We start from the raw sequence: 18,973 nt of genomic DNA, 5'->3' as shown, positions 1-18,973 counted from the left end.
TCTTTAATACATCTACAAAAAAGGCGATCTAAAAAAGATCGCCTTTTTTATATGCATATAATTTAAAATTTAATTTGTAAGTAAAGTTTTACTTAAATAAAAAATAAGCTTAAAAAACAAATAAAAAGACCGTTCTAATACGTATAAACCTCAAAATAAGTGCGTTTCATCGATTATTTCTGCATTTCATAGTGTGTTTTTCAAAATATTAAATATATTAGCAGTCCCAAATCATATTAATTCATTTAAAACAAAACAAAATGAATAAGCTAACCTACTTATGCCTTATAACCCTGTGTTATAACACACTAACCATTGCCAATCCTTTTTCTAAAAATATAAAAGAAGATTTTACTTTTAACGAAGTGCAACGTGTTAGAATAGATTTTACTATGCCTAACGGTTATATTAAACATTTACTATTAGCATTTACTCCTGATAATACAGCAACAGATGGTGTTGATTATGGTTATGATGCATTAGAAATGAACAATTATCCTGATGATTTAAATTGGATAATTGAAGACCAAAACTATATAATACAAGGTGTTGGCGCTTTTGATAATTTAAAACAATACCCTTTAGGTATGTTTATATCTAATGCTGGTGATATTGCTATTTCTTTAGATGCCTTAGAAAACTTTGATACAGATATTGATGTATATTTATTTGATGCACTAAACAACTCTTATACTTTACTTAATGAAATAGATTTTGAAGAATATGTTTATGAAGGAACACATTTAGATCGTTATTATATTGCTTTTAATAACAATACAGATGGAAGTATAAACAACAGCATATCTGCGCAACTTTCTATTAATGAAAACATAGCTCAAGACACTTCCATTTCATTTTTAAATGAATTAAAAGAAATCTATATAACCTCTAACCAAGAAATATCTAAACTAGAAGTTTATAATTTACTAGGAAAACGCATTCTTTTAAAAGAAAATCTAAACACTAAAATATTAAGATTACCTACAAACTTTACCACTCAAAATTTCGGAATTGTTAGAGTGTATACTAATAAAGGCAACACAAGTAAAAAGCTGTTATTTTATTAATTATAAGCTGTAATTCACAAGTTTTATTTACCAATTTAAAACGTAATTATTCTAAAAAAGTTTCTATTGTAGTTAAAATTTATTTTCTACTTCTGCGGCTTCCAACATTAAATAATGTAAATCTGTGTTTTTTATAAAAGGTTTTAACAGATGACTTCCAGGACCATACATCGCTAATTCTACATAATCGGCAGAATGTTGCATACTTATCCAACCTACAGAATTATGTTGTTTTTGCATCGTTGCTAACAGATTAAAAGGAAGATGCCTAGGATTATATAGACCATTATCGGTTGCTATATTTTTGTAATACTCTAGCAGTTGCTGACACTCGTTGTTGGTGAGCGCTATAGTATTTGCATAATGTATTCTTTCTTTTATTTGAGAAATAGATGTTTCTTTACCAATACCATTTAAAATCCACTCATTGGTATGTTTGTAATTTTGAATAGAATCAAAATTAGTATTAGCATCGCTTCCATATATAACACCAGGATTTGCATTTCCGTGATCTGTGGTAATAATCACTAAAGTTTCTCCATCTTCTTCAGCAAAATCCATAGTTACTTGTATAGCTTCATCATGATCTATTTGATCGTGAAGTAATCCTGCAATATCATTACCATGTGCAGCCCAATCTACTTTACCAGCCTCTACTTGCAATACAAAACCTTTATCATGGTCTTTCATAGCAGCAATTGCTTTTTTTGTCATATCAGCAAGAGTAGGTATTTTTTGAACTAATTCTTTACTATGTTTTCTATCTATAGCATAAGGAAGCGCGTTATCATCAAAAACACCTAGTATAGGTTTATTATTTACAGCAGAAAACATATCCTCCTTTGTACTTACTACCTGATATCCTTTTGATGAAAAAGCCTGATACATGTCTTTTTTATCTTTTCTTTTATCTGAAGAAAAATAATCATCTCCTCCACCCATCATCACATCAAATTTATGTTCTAAATAGTATTCTGCAATATTTTCTTGGGCATTTCTAGATGTAGAATTTACGCAAAAACCTGCAGGTGTAGCATGTGTAATAGGAACAGACGTTACGCATCCTGCCTTTTTTCCTGCTTTTTTAAACTTTTGCCAAATAGGAAGATGTGCTTCGCCGCTTTTACTAACATTTAAAGCGCCATTAGCAATACGCACGCCTCCTCCCCAAGACGAACTCGCTGCTGCAGAATCGGTAACAATGGAACTAGCCGAAGCCATATCCATAAGTGCTCGTTTTACCTTATTGTTTTTATATAGCCCTAACCAATTAGAGCCTTTACCTGTTTTTCTAGAAAGATATAAATCGGTCATATTTAAAGTACCAATACTCATACCATCACTAACAACAATAATAATATTCTTTGCCTTTTTATTTTTATTGGTAGCATCATAATCATGATTACTAGCTAAACTATCTAAAGGATGTAACAAAGTGGTTCCTATAGCAAATAGCGATCCTTTTTTAAAAAAATGTCTTCTGTTCATTTTATATGGTATAATAGTTAATTGGTAAGCTCTACAATACAGTTTTCAATAATAAAATTAAAATGTTCTACATCATCGCTATTTAATCTTAATTTACCGGTTACGCTAACAATAGCGTCCGTTTTAAAATTTGGCGTTTCTTCACATTGAAGTTCTATTACTGTATTTGGCTCACCTTGACCACAAAAGAAACAAGAAGACATTGGAGTTTTAGACAAAATATACACGCCTTGTTCTGGTGCTATATTAAAAAAATAACCTGTAATCTTTATTTGTTTTCCTTCTAAATCCATAACGGAAGGTAAAAACGTAGGATACTTAAAATATTCATCATAATTATGGAAGTATTTTTCGGTGTACTTAACATTCGATAAATCTTCCCAAGTAACCTTTTGTTGACTAAAAGCCAAAGTACTATACAAAAGAATAATAAAAAGCAATACTTTATTTTTCATGACTTAAAATTGTTGAAATATTCATTTTTATGATGGGATATATGGCCAATGAAACAGATAAAACAACCTTAAAAAAGACAAGTATACCTAAGTACACCAACTCCTGGTAAGGTAAATTTACCAGTAAGTTTTGTTGATTGCTTGCAACCATAAAATTAAGAACTATAGCTAATCCTATTTTTACAAATAAATATGCTATAACAAAGGCTAAAAAAGCAATGATTAATCCTTCGTAAAGCACCATTTTTATTAACTGAAAATTGCTAGCTCCATAGGTACGTAAAATGGCCAAATCAAAAGCGCGCTCTTTTACCATTTTATATAAACTTATAAAGATGGTTAAGCCAGACATTACTAAAATTAAATAGGCTATCCATGTAATGGTTTGAAAGCCTACACTTGTATATTCATAGAGTTTATGTAGCTCATACCTTGGTAACGCTGCCAACATATTGGTGCTTTCATTAATTTTTCTAGGAAAGGTTAAAAGAGACCTAGGACTTTTAAAAGTCACCAATAAAGACGTGATTTCCTTATCTGCTTCTATTTCTTTGGCTACTTCATCGTGGTCATGGTGATGATAGTCTGCGTGAGACGTATCTTCAACTTCATGATGGTGTACATCCCAAATACTCTCTAAATTGGTAACAATTAATCGATCTATTACTTTGTGTGTCGGTTTTAAGATGCCGACTATGGTTAATTCATCATTATGAACATCTACACTGTTTTCAATTAAGCCATGCGAACTTAAAAAGGTATCACCAACCTTTAAATTTAAGGTTTTGGCTACAGTAGCTCCCAAAACAACTTCCATAGATTGCTCTACATTACTTCCTGTTTCTAACTCTGCATTATAAATAGACAAAAATGTTTCTGTTGTACCTACAATTCTATATCCTTTATAATTATCTCCGTAGGAAATAGGTACTGCCGACTTAACTCTAGGGTTTTTTATAATGTTTTGTGCTTCAGTATATGAGATATTTCCTGTTGGATTATCTAAATGCAATACAGATGCTAATACCAATTGCAACGGACTTCCTTTGGCACCAATCACCAAACCTATTTTTCCTAAATTGGTTTCTATCTGGTTTTTAAAAGAATATTTTAACTGTTGTATTCCTAAAAGAAGCGTAATACTAAGTGCTAAAACACAAACGCTTAAAAACGTATATAAAGGCTTGCTTTTAATATTTTGCAGACTAATTTTCCAAATATTCATAGCATAATGGTATTTTGGAAATAAGATTTTATTCTGTGATCATGCGTAATTACAATTAAATTAGCTTGGGTTTTAGCTGCTTGTTTTAATAATAATTCTAGAACCATTTTACAGTTGGCATCATCTAAACTAGAGGTAGGTTCATCTGCTAAAATAATTTCTGGTTCATGTATTACTGCTATTGCAATACCTAAACGCTGTAATTGGCCTTCACTTAGTGTTTGTACTTTACTTGTTTTAAAGTCTAACAAATCTAATTCTGCTAGTAAAGCTTCCATTTTATTTAGGTTTACCTTTTTTTTACCAAAATAAAGTCGTGCTTTTAAATTATCTAAAACATTTAATGTTTGAATAGCATGTTTTTTTTGAAATACAAGTCCTATATTTTTTCCTCTAAATCGATCTAAACTACTTTCTCTTAAAACCGTTATATCTTGACTATTAAGAGATACAGTACCAGTACTTGGTTTTAATATTCCTGCTAGAAGATGCAACAATGTGGTTTTACCAATACCAGATTTACCTAAAATAACTAAGTGTTCTTGTTTCTTTAAATCGATATTAGGAAAACGAAACAAATGCTCCGTTTTTTTATATTGAAAAGTAAGATTGCTGCTCTGTAACATGTTAAAATTTATATCTATTTTATCGTACTATAGGCCATTGGTCTTCTTGAGGAAACCTATTGTTTTTCCATAATACAACCTCTTCATCTGTTAACAGGCAAGATTTTAATTGATTCATCATAGCTACTTTATCTATATACTGACCAATAAACACCAGTTCTATTTTTCGGTCACCATAAATTCCATCCCAATTAGATTCAATTTGAGCTTGATTCTCATTAAAAGGCATATAATTTGTACGCTCTGCAAAAGGCATAGATGCCCACCAAACACCAGCAGAATCTGCTTTACAGGAACCTCCTGCAGAGCTCCACAATAATGCTTGACCAGATCTTGAAGCCATCCAAAACAAGCCTTTACTTCTAATAATATTTTGAGGGAAACTGGTATTTAAATAACTTAGAAAACGTTCTGGATGAAAGGGTTTTCTACTTTTAAACACCACCGAACCAATACCATATTCTTCGGTTTCTGGTGTATGCTCGTTTTCTAGTTCTTTAATCCAACCTGCTGAAGCTTCTGCTTTTTCATAATCGAATAATCCTGTATTAATTACAGCATCTATTGCTATTTCAGATTGCTTAGTAAAATGAATATCTGCTTCTGGATTTAAGGAGTGAAGAATACTTTGAAGTTCTTTAAGCTGCTCCTTATTCACTAAATCTGTTTTATTTATAATAATAACATTCGCAAACTCAATTTGATCGGTTAATAAATTAACAATTGTTCTGTCATCACCTTCAATATCTGTAAGTTCTCTTGTTGCTAGATAATCCGCACTTGAAAAATCTTTTAAGAAATTAAAAGCATCCACAACCGTAACCATAGTATCTATATAACTAAATCTACTAAGGTCTATGTTGCCATCTTCACTTTCAAAAGAAAATGTTTGTGCCACAGGAATAGGTTCGCTAATACCTGTACTTTCTATAAGCAAATAATCAAATTTATTTTGTGCTGCAAGTTTTTCAACCTCCACCATTAAATCTTCTCTAAGGGTACAACAAATACAACCGTTAGACATTTCTACTAAAGTTTCTTCGGTTCTAGAAAGTGTACCTTCATTCTCAATAAATTGAGCATCGATATTTACTTCACTCATATCATTAACAATAACTGCTACTTTTAAGCCTTCTTTATTGTGTAAAATATGATTTAACAAAGTGGTTTTTCCTGCTCCTAAAAATCCGCTTAAAACAGTTACTGGTAATTTTCTCATGTACTAAATATGCTTTCTTAATTGTATTTTATATGTTTTTAGTAACTACTCTTTAAAGTGTCTCTTGCGCAACGATATTTAAAAATTCTTGTCGTATAGTATCGTCAGAAAAACGACCTCCATATTCTAAAGTAGTGGTGTAACTAGTTTGATCTTTTATACCTCTAGAAGACACACATAAATGTTTTGCTGTAACTGAAACAATAACATCTTTAGTATCTAAAGCTTCTTGTAAATCATTTAAAATTTGAATAACTAAACGTTCTTGAACCTGTGGTCGTCTTGCATAATAATCTACCAAGCGATTAATTTTAGACAAGCCTACGACTTTATTTTTAGGAATATACCCAACATGCGCATATCCTGTAATTGGTAGAAAATGGTGTTCGCAAGCAGAATTTATAGTGATATGCTGCTCTACTAACATTTTTTTATAACTATACTTATTTTCAAAAACAGAAAGTTTTGGTTTGTTGGCTGGATTTAATCCATAAAACAGCTCTTGCACATACATTTTAGCAAAACGATATGGTGTGCCAGACAAACTATCATCTGTTAAATCTAAGCCCAACTCTTCCATTATTTTTTTAAAATGAAATTGTATATTTTCTATTTTTTCTGCATCTGTTTTTTCAAAAGCATCAGCACGTAATGGTGTTTTAATACTAGTTAAAACATGGTTATCTCCTACAGTAATTATCTCTTTTTTATCCTTCATGTGTACAACATTTATTGGTGTTACATTGGCAATATTTTCTATTATATAAGTGCAATGCAATTAATGCTATTGCTGGTATATACACAGCATATTCTGGTATTGAAAACCAAGTCATTTTTTCGTTGATAATAATAAAAAATAGTAATGCCCAACTCCACCATAAAGCAGGTTTTATCCAAGTACTTGATGTGGTTTGCGTAGAACGATATATGGCAAAAAAAGAAATAACTAGAAAAAAATAATCTATTACACTCCACCATATTGGAGTTTCGCTACAACCTGCAAGCGAGCAACTTTGAACAAGAAATAAAAAAGGTGTAGCAACGCAATGAATAAGACAAAGCCCACTTGCCATAACTCCTATTTCATCTGATTTTTGTTTTGTAAATATCATAATACACATTAATGCAACTGAGTTGCAAATATAGATAAAAAACTTGTTATTGCAACTAGGCTGAGTTATATTTGTAGTATGGGAGTGATAAGAAAAACAAAAGCAGTAGCAGCCTTACTTAAAGAGTTTAATCAAGGACATAAAGCTATTTCTGCTAAACAATTAATAGAGCAACTAGACTCTAAGTTTAATAAAACAACTATTTATCGTGTATTAGATAGATTGGAAGAAGATGGTGTTTTACATTCCTTTTTAGGAAAAGATGGTCTTAAGTGGTATGCAAAATGTGATGGATGTTCTGCTTCACATCATAAAGATGTACATCCGCATTTTCAATGTTTAAAGTGTGGAAAAGTAGATTGTTTATCTATTAATATGCCTATTCCTAACATACCTAACCGAAAGGTTGAAATTTCGCAAATACTAGTACAAGGGCTTTGCGAAGAATGCTTTGAATAAAAAAATGGAATGCTTTCGCTTTAAATAAAGAACAAAACGTTAGCTAAAAATAATACGCATTATATACAAGGGTTTCCCGAATGAAAATGACGTAAACAAAGAATTTTGAACAGGTTTAAGTTTATTTACCAATACAATATTTAACTATCCTTATATCTATTAGCGTTAAGCCGTTTGGGCAACAAATAGGATACAAAAAACACATAAAAAGAGTAAATAAAGAGTAAACATCAATAAATAAAGCAACAAATATAGCATAAAAAAAACCGCTCGATTAGAGCGGTTTCCAAATAAAAACACCAAGCATTAATTAGCTGTACCAGAGCCTAAATAAATACTGTTTGATACTTGACTACCATCAGCAGTAATAAACGCCATAAATAGCTCTACCGTATCACCTGCATAAGTTGTAGGGATTGAAACAATTTGAGAACCTACTGTTCTGTCTGCTCCATTAAGTAAAGAAATAGATTCCTTTTTTGATGGATTGTAAACCAATAACATTGCCTTGTCAGTAGCATTTGCGTTACCTTCAGCAGAGTTATCATCCCACCCAAAAGTTACTTCTCCAGCAGTTGCTAAATCAGTCGTCGGGTTTAACGCACCAGATAAACCTCCGCGACTTACTAAAGCGTTTGGATAGTCAACAACAAAGTTTGGTTCTGTACCTGTAATCGCATTATTCAACACATACGACATTGCAGCATTAAATTCTGTTTTCTTAACAGCTAATCCTTTATACCCTAACTTAATAAAAGGCTTTACAGCCTGTAAAAATTCTAAAGTGGCAGTAAACTTCGTTCTTTGGTTTACTTGACCAACAGTTCTTGGATTGGCTACACTTGAGGGTTTAATTCTAATGTAATCAATTCCTTTCCAGCTTCCACCGATAACGTTTCCAACCTTACCTGAAAGCCCTCCTAAAATACCTTGGGAAATTTTACCCATAACATAAATAATTTAAATGAAACTTGTTTTTCTTCGGACTTGGTACGGACTTAACACGAAGTTGTACCTTCCGATTGAATATATAGCAAATTTTATGCTATTCGTTAGATATGGATTTTGTTGCTTTAGATTGCTTCTTTTTGCATTTTAGAAAATAAACTTTGAATGTATGATACTTTCAAATCTGCCATTTTTGAAATGACTTTTTGAAGTTCGGCTTCTTTTTTACTAATTACTGACACAATATTAATATGCTTTTGCAATTGAAATTCATTATTTATTAATGATGTAAAACTATTTTTTAGAGTATTTCTGCAATCATCTATTGAAATAAACGGAATAACACTTCCTTTTAAATAGTAAGCGTAAAAACCGCCTATTTGTAACATCATAGATAAGTGAAAAAGTGTGTGTTTTACCTCTTCTGTTGTAGTAGTGACAACGAAACAGTTAGCACAGGATTTTAAGAGTGGTTTTCCGCTGTTTAGCCCTTTGTTTAGTATAAAAAAATGAGGGTTTGAGTAAGTTTTTCCTGCTCGATGTGTTTTCAGTTTAAAAGTTGACATAGCTATCCAATTTAAAATTGCTTCGCTACGCTTCGCGCCATTATTTTTTTTGAAAAGAAAAAAGATAGCCATAGTTGTTGTGGCGTGGGTAAGGCTGTCAAGGTTTTTGGATAAAAGTTTTTTGAGTTGAATGTCTAAATCAAAAGAAAAAGGGTCTTGAAAAAAGTTTTATTCAAAACCCGTAGGGCTTGACCTTTATAGCCTTGTGCGGTTGGCAGAGGTAGCCACATATATTTGCTACCTTTTTTTATTTTAATCCTATAAATGCAAATATTACTATTATTATCAATATAACTATTGTGAAAAATTTTGTAGAATAAGAATCGTCTCCTTCAGGATTTTCGATTTTATTACCGTTTTCATCTATATCGTGAGGAAAGAATAAATCAAATAATGATTCAATCAGTTTTTTCATACATTAAATATAACTTTTCTGGGGAATTAACACTTAAAAAAATAGGTTGCATTTTGTTATTGAGTGTTGGATGAAGCGTTTGTATGGGTAGCGTTTTAAATAGTTGTTTGATAAAACAGCATTTAAACAAGCTACTTATACAGGACTTTTAGACAATAGCTTATTGCTTTTTTGAGGCACGATAAAAAGTAATGTGCTATGGCGTAATACTACATATTATAAACCTATTTTTTTATAACCGCTGACTTGGGTGGTTGGGAAAAGTGGTCTTTAATATTTGTTAACGAAATGAAACAAACAAAGACTTGAGGTAAGGAATACTTGGACTTAACGATGGTTTTGTGCAGATGAATGAGATAACTTATATACTAACCTACTTTAAATTACTACTGATTCAATATAGTGCCAAATGTGGTTTTATATTCCAATGTGAGCGTTGGAATAGCGGATATTTTACATAATAGCAGTTATAGCGACGAAAATATAATAACACGCCGTAGGCAACCTCTGAAAGGATTTTTGCTCCTATAACTTCTATTATGTAACATAGCTTGGGATTGGTTTTGTGGCGGAATAGTTGTTTTGAACGTTGGCAATAGCTCTTTGCTTTTTTATTGTACCAATTTATTAAAATGGATACTTTTAAATAAAAAAAGAAATGTGCTATTATAGCGCTGGCTACAAGTATTATGACATAAAACCAATTATGTATTGGCGTGCGGAACAACACAAAAGACAGAGGATTTTGAGGTACGAAAAAACTGGGTTTTGGGTTGTGGGGAATAAAAAAAGAGCCTTCCGAAAAAGACTCTTTCATTATTGCTTAATGGTCGTGATTTGAATGGTCATCACTTTTTTCTTCACCAGATTGATTCATCATCATTTCGTGGTCGTATTTACAGCAACCTGGTAAACCATCATATGCTTCTTCATCACCTGCAATTTTTTCGGTATCATATCCTGAAGCTGCGATTGCTTTATGGATTGCCATTGCATCGGTTTTTGTATCATCAAAAGACACGTCAATCTTCTTTTTATCGACATCCCAATTAGCACTTGCTACGCCTTCAACACCGTTAGCTGCTTCTTCGATAGTGTTTTTACACATTCCGCAATTTCCTCTTACACCAAAAGACAGGTCTGTGATTGCCATATCTTTTGACATTTCAGTAGTTGTGGTTTCTGTTTCTTTTTTGGTTTCGTTTTTACAACTTGTAAAACCTAATGCTGCTATTACAGCTACACTTAAAATTACTTTTTTACTCACGTCGATTACATTTTTGTTTTTGTGTTCGTGATTTTTCTTTGAAAAATTCATTGTTTCAAATTTAATTGTTATTACTTGATTTTTTATTCTATTACTTGTTTTACTTCACCACAGGTTAGCATTGCTTCGCCAAAGTATGGATTGATTACTTTTTCTTCTTTACTCAACCAATATGCACCATTGTTGTTATCTGACATTGGACAAAATTCTACATAGACCTTTTCATTGATACCAAATAGTTGAACAGCATTGATTAGATGTGATGATAAATGTTTAAAATGGTCTCTTTGTGATTTTATATCGGATGTTTCAGAAATTGAGGTTGCAGAAGATTTTATTTCGCCTTCTAATGACATCCAATGGTTATGCGCCTTATTATCTGACAACAATTTCATATCTACTTTGTTCAATTTATTTAATAAAGTTGTTGCGTTTGCTGAAGTACTTTTTGAATCTTCTTTTACTAAAGCATCTTTTAAATTGATATACGCATTGAAAACAGCTTTTAACTGCTCTTGAAATTTCGCTGACACTTTCAAACGCTCATTCATATTAGTGTGGTCACTTTCTTTGTTAGAAGCATTGTTATCCATACCTAAATGACCTTCGTGTCCCGTCATTACTTTACCACCTTCTTTATTCATCATAGACTTTTTGCCTTGTAATTGTGCAGCTGCATCAACCGTAAATGTTCCGTTAGTCACTATTTCATTTCCAGCAAATATACCTTCTACAACTTCATATTCATTACCAATTTGATTGCCTAATTTAATTTCAACCATTTCAAAAATAGGTTGGTCTGGATTTGTTTTGAGGTACACTACAGAACGTTCACCTGTCCACATAACAGCAGATGCAGGAATTGTTAATACTTCGTCATTTTTAGCTGTATTGCCTTCAATATTTGCGGTTACAAACATTCCTGGTTTAAAAACATCATCCTTATTATTTAGTACCACACGCAAGGTTACAGTTCTTGTTTTGTTGTTTAAAACTGGGTCTATAAAATCTACTTTACCTTTAAACTCTTTATTAGGATAAGCATTGGTTGTTATCATCACTTCCTGTCCTTTTTTAAAGCGGTCAATCTGATTTTCATACACATCAAAATTTCCCCAAACCGTGTTTAGATTAGCAATTTTAAGTAAGGGTTGTCCTTGTTTAATGTAATCGCCTTGCTCTACCAATTTTTCTGTGACAGTTCCTGAAACGGTTGCATACACAGGAAAGTTTTCTTTTACTTTTCCTGTTTCTTCAATCTGATTGATTTGATTGTCAGAGAGCTTCCATAATTTCAGTTTATTACGGACTGCTTTGTATAAAGCAGGTTGTGATTCTTTTAAAGATGCTGCAGTAATTAATTCTTGTTGCGCGGCATAGAGTTCTGGCGAATAAATGGTTGCCAATAATTGACTTTTACGAACTTCTTCGCCTGTAAAACTCACATTCAAACGTTCAATTCTTCCAGCGAAATAACTTACCTGTACTGCATTGGCTTCTTCGTTTTCAGCAATTTTACCAGATAATTTGATAGTATTGCCTTCAACATTGCCTTTACCAACAATAGATGTTTGAATATTAGCTAAAGCCATTGCGTTTTCAGTCAATTTGAATTGGTCTGCTAATAAACCATCACTTCCACCATCAGCAGGAATTAAATCCATACCACAAATAGGACAATCGCCTGATTCTGGTTGCATAATTTGTGGATGCATAGAACACGTCCATAGTTGATTAGTTTCTGCAACCGCATCGTGATTATGTTCTGTATCTTTTTTTGATGAACCACCAAAAAGCAACCAACCCAATAACACACCTACTACGAGTATGCCAATATATATGACTATTTTATTATTTTTCATTCTCTAATCGTTTTATCATTGCTTTCATTTCTTCTATTTCTTTACGTTGTGCTTTTATAATGTCTTCTGCTAATTTCTTAACTTCTGGGTCTTGAATATCTGCTCTTTCACTTGTTAAAATAGCGATAGAATGATGTGGTATCATTGCTTTCATCCAAAGGACATCATCAATAATTGGTGCTTGTGTTCTTACCAACCCTAATGCACCTACAAACAGTATAAAACTACCTGCAAGTATTGCGATATTCTTCTTTTTATCATTATACATTTTTCGCATAAAAAACCACATTATTACTGCCATTGTTGAAATTCCTAAACACGTCATATAGAATCGTGTTAAACTAAACCATACGTGGTCTATGGAATAGGTGTTTAAATACATCGTTATGTACATTGCTACAAATGAGCAAGCCAACATTATAAAGAAGGTTTTGTAATTTCCTTTGTTTGAGTGTTCTTTTGGATTTTTCATAATTAATTGATTTTAAAAAATTAACATTAAACTTGCCATAACTATCATTATGGCATTCTCGATAAAAGTAGCTTCTGTCATTGGTAACTTCAGGGCTGTACCTAAACAGGCACATCTGATAGCTTTTTTATCTAAAAGGGTTTTTGTGACTCCTATTGTAGTTAGCCCTAAAACCACAAGTGTTACTATTAAAGCAATGTTCACTTCAAATCGCATTAAGAACATTAAACCTAAAGCTGTTTCAATAAATGGATAAACTTTCCCATAAAAAGGAACACGTTTAGCTAAAGGGTCGTACATACGAAAGGATTCTGGAAAACCTTTTAAATCGAGCATTTTAAAGAAGCTAAATACGATGTAAAACAACCCCATAAAGTCAAGCATAAACGCGTTCCATCTCCAATCTTTATAATGTAATAATATACTTGCTGTTGCGATATAAAAGATGATAAGCAAGAGTGGTTTTAATTGTTGTAACTTGCTTTTTTCTTCTTCCATTGGCATTGCCGACATACTTGAAGATGCAAACACATTCTTCTCATTCTTTTCAGATAAAGTATACTTTTCTGGTAATGCTTTTTGTAGTATATCAGTTGAAATATGTTTATTCATTTTCACTTCTGCCTCACCTTTTTCAAGATTAACAGACACCTCTGATACGTGGTCTATTTCACTTAAATATTTCTCGACGGAAGCCTTACAGTTGTTACAGGTCATTCCTGATATTTTATATGTATGTTTCATTATTACTGTGTTAAATAATTAATAATCGTTGATTGAACATAATAAGTTCTAATTGACTCTATTTGATTGATTTGAAACTTTAGTTGCAACTCTTGAATATCCAAAACATCATTAAAATCAATCGTTCCTGTTTCATAGCTTTTGATTAAAATGTCTTCTGCATCTTTGGCTTGCTGTAGGTTTTTGGTTTGGGTAGCATAACTTATTCTTGCAGAAATGCGTTCGTTATTCGCTTTGTCTAAAAGCGTTTCCAAAGCATTTAAACGTTCCTGTTTTTGGGCAGTAATTTCTTGTTGTTGCAACTCATTTTGCTTGGTTTGGGATTTATATTTCTTATTGAAAATTGGGATAGATACCGAAACCATTGGCATTACAATATCCTTTCCGTTATCACTAAAATCCATATTAGGTCTTTCAGCAACATTGATATAATCTAATCCAAAACCAATCATTGGACTGCTTTCTTTTTGATTTAATAATTCTGATTGCTCTATGGATTGATAGAGCTTATCATATTTTAGTAATTCAGGATGTAATGCTAAATTTTCAGAAGTAATATCAAAGTCTTCTGAAGGTATCATTAAACTATCTACCACATTCACGGTAACATCGTTATCTCTATTCAATAGATTATTGAAGTTAGTTTGTTCTGCTAAAAATTGTTGTTGCAATACATCTTTTAATTGTTGCATTTCGTTTTGGCGCATTTGCAATCGCAACACATCTACTGCGGATGCTTTACCAACCTCAACAGAAGTTAATGCCAACGTCTCATAAGTTTCTAATAGTTTAATGTTTTCAGTTAAGACCTCTTGCTTTGCTTTGTTAGCATATAGATTGTAGTAAGATTGCGATACCGAAGCCATTAGTTTTCGCTTTGCGATAACAATGTCCTCGTATTTAGCATCTGCCAATGAACTTACATAGTTTTCTCTCGATGTAATGGTTCCGAACCACGGTAACATTTGTTTAGCAGATACTTTAAAGCGTTGTGCACCTGTTCTGGTTTCCGGTTCACTTACAAAGTAACCAACACCAAATTCGGTATTAGGAATGGTATTGACTTCGTTTACTTTTTCGGAAGCTCTTTTGTATTGTAACTCAAACTTTTGAATTTCTGGATTGTTTGTTAAGGCTTCATCTATGAGTACTTCTAATTGTTGTGCATTTCCTTTGAGAACAAAGAATAACGAACAAAGAATAAAGACTGTTTTTATGTGTGATTTTATGTGTTTCATTTTACAGTTCTTTTAAGTTGAAATTCGGCTTTCCAGCTATATAATACTGGAACAACAAATAAGGTTATTAAGGCTATAAGCATTCCACCAAAACTTGGTATTGCCATAGGTATCATTATATCGCTTCCTCGACCTGTAGAGGTTAATACTGGTAATAATGCCAAAATTGTAGTAGCTGTAGTCATTAAACACGGTCTGATTCGTTTTTCTCCTGCTTCAACAACTGATGCTCTAATTTCCTTTTTATTATCTGGTGTGTTTCTATCGAAAGTTTGGGTTAAATAGGTTGCCATTACTACACCATCATCGGTTGCTATACCGAAGAGTGCAATAAACCCAACCCAAACTGCAACACTTAAATTGATTGGGTGCATTTGGAATAAATCGCGTAGGTTTTCACCAAAGAAATTGAAGTTTAAAAACCAACCTTGACCATAGAGCCAAATCATTATAAAACCACCTGCAAACGCTACTGCGATACCTGTGAATACCATTAGTGATGTCCCTACAGAACGGAATTGGAAATACAGAATTAAGAAAATGATGGCCAATGCTAAAGGCACAACAACCGACAAAGTTTTTTCTGCTCTTAATTGATTTTCGTAAGTTCCTGTGAATGCATAGTTGATTCCTTTTGGTACAATTAGCTCACCAGAATCTATCTTTTCTTGGATTAGTACTTGTGCATTTTCAACAACGCTTACTTCAGCAAAACCATCCATTTTATCAAATAAGACATAGCCAACTAAAAAGGTGTCTTCACTTTTAATGACTTGTGGACCTTGTTCGTATCTTATAGTTGCCAATTCGCTTAATGGCATAGGACTACCTTTTTCAACTGGCACATAAATCTGTTGTAAGTCGGTTGGGTTTGCTCGTAATTCTCTTGGGTATCGTACTCGTACACCATATCGCTCACGACCTTCTACCGTTTGCGTTAATACCATACCGCCAACTGCTACTTTTAATACATCTTGAACATCTTGTATCGAAATGCCATAACGTGCAATTTTCTCTCTATCAATATCAATTAACAAATAGGGTTTACCAACAATACGGTCTGCAAAAACAGCTTCTTTTTTAACACCTTCAGCTTCCTTGATGATGTTTTCTAATTGCACTCCAAACGCTTCTATTTGCTTTAAGTCTTGACCTTTAACTTTAATTCCCATTGGTGCTCGCATTCCTGTTTGAAGCATTACCAATCGGGTTTCAATAGGTTGTAGTTTTGGTGCAGATGTAACACCTGGTAACTTTGTAACTCTTACGATTTCATTCCAAATATCGTCTGGTGATTCAATTTTTGGTCGCCAATTACGATAGTACTCGCCATCATCATCTTCAATTAATTGAGACCTTTTTATAGTGCTAAAAATGATGTTTTCGGAATTATTAGGATTAGAAACCAAACGACCATCCTTCAATTCAAAGAAGCCATCATCATTTATTTTGTAGCGTTGGCGTACTCCGTTTTCATTCAGCATATATTCTGGTTTATACTGAATCATATTCTCGTACATTGATAGTGGTGCTGGGTCTAAAGCTGATTCTGTTCTTCCTGCCTTACCAACTACGGTTTCAATCTCTGGAATACTGGCGACAGCCATATCCAATTGCTGTAAAACACGCTTGTTTTCTTCTACGCCAGAATGAGGCATCGAGGTTGGCATTAGTAGAAATGAGCCTTCATTTAATGAGGGCATAAACTCTTTGCCTGTATTTTTCATAATGAAAAAACCTGCAATGACAATAGCTGTTGGGACAGACAAAAAGAGCAACTTATTATCTAAACACCACCTTAAAATACGTGTGTAATATTTGATAAATAATGAGAAAACACCTAATAAACCAAAGCAAATAACACTCACAAAAATGAGATTCCAAAAAATGCTTTTATCAACGCCTAACGGTCTCCAATATTCGGCTAACAAGAACACAATAGCTGATACAGAAATGATAATATTAATAAGGTTAGCTTGCTTGTCTTTTATCTTACTTTGAAGATTGAGAAGTGCTGTAATCCCAAACGCAATTAAAATTAACCCTATCCAATATCCATAGACTATGGCTACGATTCCAAATGCTATTAAAACACCATTTAAAACATATTTAAAAGTGCTTTTAATGTTTTTCTTTCTGAATAAAAATGCAGCAAACGGTGGAATTAAAAATAATGCTACGATTATAGAAGCTGTTAGTGCAAAAGTTTTTGTGAAGGCTAATGGTCTGAATAGTTTTCCTTCCGCACCAATCATAGTAAATACAGGAATGAAACTGATAATAGTTGTCATAACTGCGGTTACGATTGCGCCAGACACTTCAGCTGTTGCGTTATAAACTACCGTATTAATGGATTGAGTTCCATCATCTTCATCTAAATGCCGAATAATATTTTCTGATAGTATGACACCAACATCGACCATTGTACCGATAGCAATAGCAATACCTGATAAAGCGACAATGTTGGCATCTACACCAAAGAGTTTCATTGCAATAAATACCATTAAAACTGCAACAGGTAATAGTCCAGAAATTAATACGGAAGCTCGTAGATTAAACACCATAATAATTATTACTAAAATGGTAATCAATATTTCAAGAGTTAAGGCTTCGTTAAGTGTGCCTAATGTTTCTTGTATCAATTCTGTTCTGTCATAAAAAGGCACTATGGTTACTTGTGAGGTTCTACCATCCGCTAATACTTTCGAAGGTAAACCTGCGCTTAACTCGTTAATTTTCTCTTTTACATTATTAATGACTTCCATTGGATTTGCGCCATAACGAGCCACCACAACAGCACCAACAACCTCTGCACCTTCTTTATCTAATAAACCACGTCTTGTTGCAGGACCTAATGAAACTTTACCAATATCCTTTATCCTAATTGAAGTATAATCTTCTGAAGTGACTACTGCATTTTCGATGTCTGAAATGGATTTCACATAACCCAAACCACGAACTAAATATTCGGCTTGGTTAATTTCCAAAGTCTGTGCACCAATATCCTTATTACTTTCCTTAACCGCTTTTACAACGTGATGCAATCCAATATTATACTGACGCATTAGTTCTGGATTTACGTCTACTTGATACTCCTGAACATAGCCACCAATAGAAGCAACCTCTGAAACACCACTTGCAGAGGACAACGCATACTTTACATAGTAATCCTGAATACTGCGTAACTCTTGCAAATCCCAACCACCAGTTACATTTCCGTTTTTGTCACGACCTTCTAAAGTGTACCAAAATATTTGTCCTAATCCTGTTGCATCTGGACCCAAAGCAGGATTAACACCTTCGGGCAATAAACCACTTGGTAAGGAATTAAGTTTTTCGAGAATACGACTTCTACTCCAGTAAAATTCTATGTCTTCTTCAAAAATGATATAGATACTTGAAAAACCGAACATAGAGGAACTACGAATGGTTTTTACACCTGGAATACCGAGTAAAGATGTTGTGAGTGGATAGGTGATTTGGTCTTCTATATCTTGTGGTGAGCGACCATCCCATTTAGTAAAAACGATTTGTTGGTTTTCGCCTATATCTGGTATGGCATCTACAGCAACAGGATTGCTTGGTAAGAAACCTGTATCCCAATTAAAAGGTGCATTAACCGTTCCCCATCCTACAAAAAGGACGAGTAGCAGAACTGCTACGAGTTTGTTTTCTATTAAAAATTTGATGCTTTTATTGAGCATTGGCTTTGATTATTAAACAGTTAGACATTGGTGTTACGACAACACCGAATACAGCAAATTATCCTTACAACATTGCTGTCATAGGATAAAAGAGTCTATTGTTTAA

At 32.9% G+C, this 18,973-nt stretch carries 18 protein-coding genes; 2 read left to right on the top strand and 16 right to left on the bottom strand.

Features of this window, described 5'->3' with window-relative positions:
• The first annotated feature begins 260 nt into the window (after positions 1-260).
• Positions 261-1,067: a hypothetical protein gene (locus tag ACFSSB_RS01020; protein WP_379900012.1), complete on the top strand. Its 807-nt coding sequence runs from the start codon at positions 261-263 to the stop codon at positions 1,065-1,067.
• 72 nt (positions 1,068-1,139) lie between these two features.
• Here ACFSSB_RS01020 and ACFSSB_RS01015 read toward each other — a convergent pair whose 3' ends face one another.
• From ACFSSB_RS01015 to ACFSSB_RS00985, 7 genes are read right to left on the bottom strand one after another with little or no spacing between them, the layout of a single operon-like run.
• Positions 1,140-2,555, bottom strand: a complete 1,416-nt coding sequence (locus ACFSSB_RS01015; protein ID WP_379900010.1) for an alkaline phosphatase — start codon at positions 2,553-2,555, stop codon at positions 1,140-1,142.
• A gap of 17 nt (positions 2,556-2,572) precedes the next feature.
• On the bottom strand, positions 2,573-3,010 hold the full coding sequence (locus ACFSSB_RS01010) for a hypothetical protein (protein WP_379900008.1): 438 nt from the start codon (positions 3,008-3,010) through the stop codon (positions 2,573-2,575).
• Positions 3,000-4,235, bottom strand: a complete 1,236-nt coding sequence (locus ACFSSB_RS01005; RefSeq protein WP_379900006.1) for an ABC transporter permease — start codon at positions 4,233-4,235, stop codon at positions 3,000-3,002. The genes ACFSSB_RS01010 and ACFSSB_RS01005 overlap by 11 nt, the downstream gene beginning before the upstream one ends.
• Entirely contained in the window at positions 4,232-4,861 is a 630-nt protein-coding gene (locus tag ACFSSB_RS01000) for an ABC transporter ATP-binding protein (RefSeq protein ID WP_379900004.1), read from the bottom strand. The genes ACFSSB_RS01005 and ACFSSB_RS01000 overlap by 4 nt, the downstream gene beginning before the upstream one ends.
• Positions 4,862-4,880: 19 nt before the next feature.
• Positions 4,881-6,080, bottom strand: coding sequence for a GTP-binding protein (locus ACFSSB_RS00995; RefSeq protein WP_379900002.1), 1,200 nt, complete (start codon positions 6,078-6,080; stop codon positions 4,881-4,883).
• Between the two features lie 52 nt (positions 6,081-6,132).
• Complete coding sequence (folE, locus tag ACFSSB_RS00990) at positions 6,133-6,798, bottom strand: GTP cyclohydrolase I FolE (protein ID WP_379900000.1); 666 nt, start codon at positions 6,796-6,798, stop codon at positions 6,133-6,135.
• A complete protein-coding gene (locus tag ACFSSB_RS00985) occupies positions 6,788-7,192 on the bottom strand; it encodes a MerC domain-containing protein (protein ID WP_379899997.1) in 405 nt (134 codons plus the stop codon). Before ACFSSB_RS00985 ends, folE begins: the two co-directional genes overlap by 11 nt.
• Positions 7,193-7,270: 78 nt before the next feature.
• Here ACFSSB_RS00985 and ACFSSB_RS00980 point away from each other — a divergent pair, with 78 nt between their 5' ends.
• Positions 7,271-7,651 carry a Fur family transcriptional regulator gene (locus ACFSSB_RS00980; RefSeq protein WP_379899995.1) on the top strand — a complete coding sequence of 127 codons (381 nt, stop codon included), beginning with the start codon at positions 7,271-7,273 and terminating at the stop codon, positions 7,649-7,651.
• A gap of 306 nt (positions 7,652-7,957) precedes the next feature.
• Here ACFSSB_RS00980 and ACFSSB_RS00975 read toward each other — a convergent pair whose 3' ends face one another.
• The 9 genes from ACFSSB_RS00975 to ACFSSB_RS00935 form a co-directional block, all read right to left on the bottom strand.
• Positions 7,958-8,599 carry a DUF6266 family protein gene (locus tag ACFSSB_RS00975; protein WP_226696421.1) on the bottom strand — a complete coding sequence of 214 codons (642 nt, stop codon included), beginning with the start codon at positions 8,597-8,599 and terminating at the stop codon, positions 7,958-7,960.
• 125 nt (positions 8,600-8,724) lie between these two features.
• Positions 8,725-9,237, bottom strand: coding sequence for a DUF6943 family protein (locus ACFSSB_RS00970; RefSeq protein ID WP_226696420.1), 513 nt, complete (start codon positions 9,235-9,237; stop codon positions 8,725-8,727).
• A 175-nt stretch (positions 9,238-9,412) separates the two neighbouring features.
• On the bottom strand, positions 9,413-9,580 hold the full coding sequence (locus ACFSSB_RS00965; RefSeq protein ID WP_226696419.1) for a hypothetical protein: 168 nt from the start codon (positions 9,578-9,580) through the stop codon (positions 9,413-9,415).
• Positions 9,581-10,403: 823 nt separating this feature from the next.
• Positions 10,404-10,898 carry a heavy-metal-associated domain-containing protein gene (locus tag ACFSSB_RS00960; RefSeq protein WP_215924619.1) on the bottom strand — a complete coding sequence of 165 codons (495 nt, stop codon included), beginning with the start codon at positions 10,896-10,898 and terminating at the stop codon, positions 10,404-10,406.
• A gap of 32 nt (positions 10,899-10,930) precedes the next feature.
• Positions 10,931-12,709, bottom strand: a complete 1,779-nt coding sequence (locus tag ACFSSB_RS00955) for an efflux RND transporter periplasmic adaptor subunit (protein ID WP_289044106.1) — start codon at positions 12,707-12,709, stop codon at positions 10,931-10,933.
• Complete coding sequence (locus ACFSSB_RS00950; RefSeq protein WP_226696417.1) at positions 12,699-13,181, bottom strand: DUF305 domain-containing protein; 483 nt, start codon at positions 13,179-13,181, stop codon at positions 12,699-12,701. Before ACFSSB_RS00950 ends, ACFSSB_RS00955 begins: the two co-directional genes overlap by 11 nt.
• Positions 13,182-13,193: 12 nt before the next feature.
• Positions 13,194-13,925, bottom strand: a complete 732-nt coding sequence (locus ACFSSB_RS00945) for a heavy-metal-associated domain-containing protein (protein WP_226696416.1) — start codon at positions 13,923-13,925, stop codon at positions 13,194-13,196.
• A gap of 2 nt (positions 13,926-13,927) precedes the next feature.
• Entirely contained in the window at positions 13,928-15,163 is a 1,236-nt protein-coding gene (locus ACFSSB_RS00940) for a TolC family protein (protein WP_226696415.1), read from the bottom strand.
• Positions 15,160-18,867, bottom strand: coding sequence for an efflux RND transporter permease subunit (locus ACFSSB_RS00935; protein ID WP_289044109.1), 3,708 nt, complete (start codon positions 18,865-18,867; stop codon positions 15,160-15,162). Before ACFSSB_RS00935 ends, ACFSSB_RS00940 begins: the two co-directional genes overlap by 4 nt.
• Between the last annotated feature and the right edge of the window lie 106 nt (positions 18,868-18,973).

It is taken from the genome of Lacinutrix gracilariae, from assembly GCF_042684485.1.
In the GTDB taxonomy this organism is placed as follows: domain Bacteria; phylum Bacteroidota; class Bacteroidia; order Flavobacteriales; family Flavobacteriaceae; genus Oceanihabitans; species Oceanihabitans gracilariae.
The sequence above is the reverse complement of the archived record's forward strand: the minus strand, read 5'-3'. Positions and strand labels throughout refer to the sequence as shown.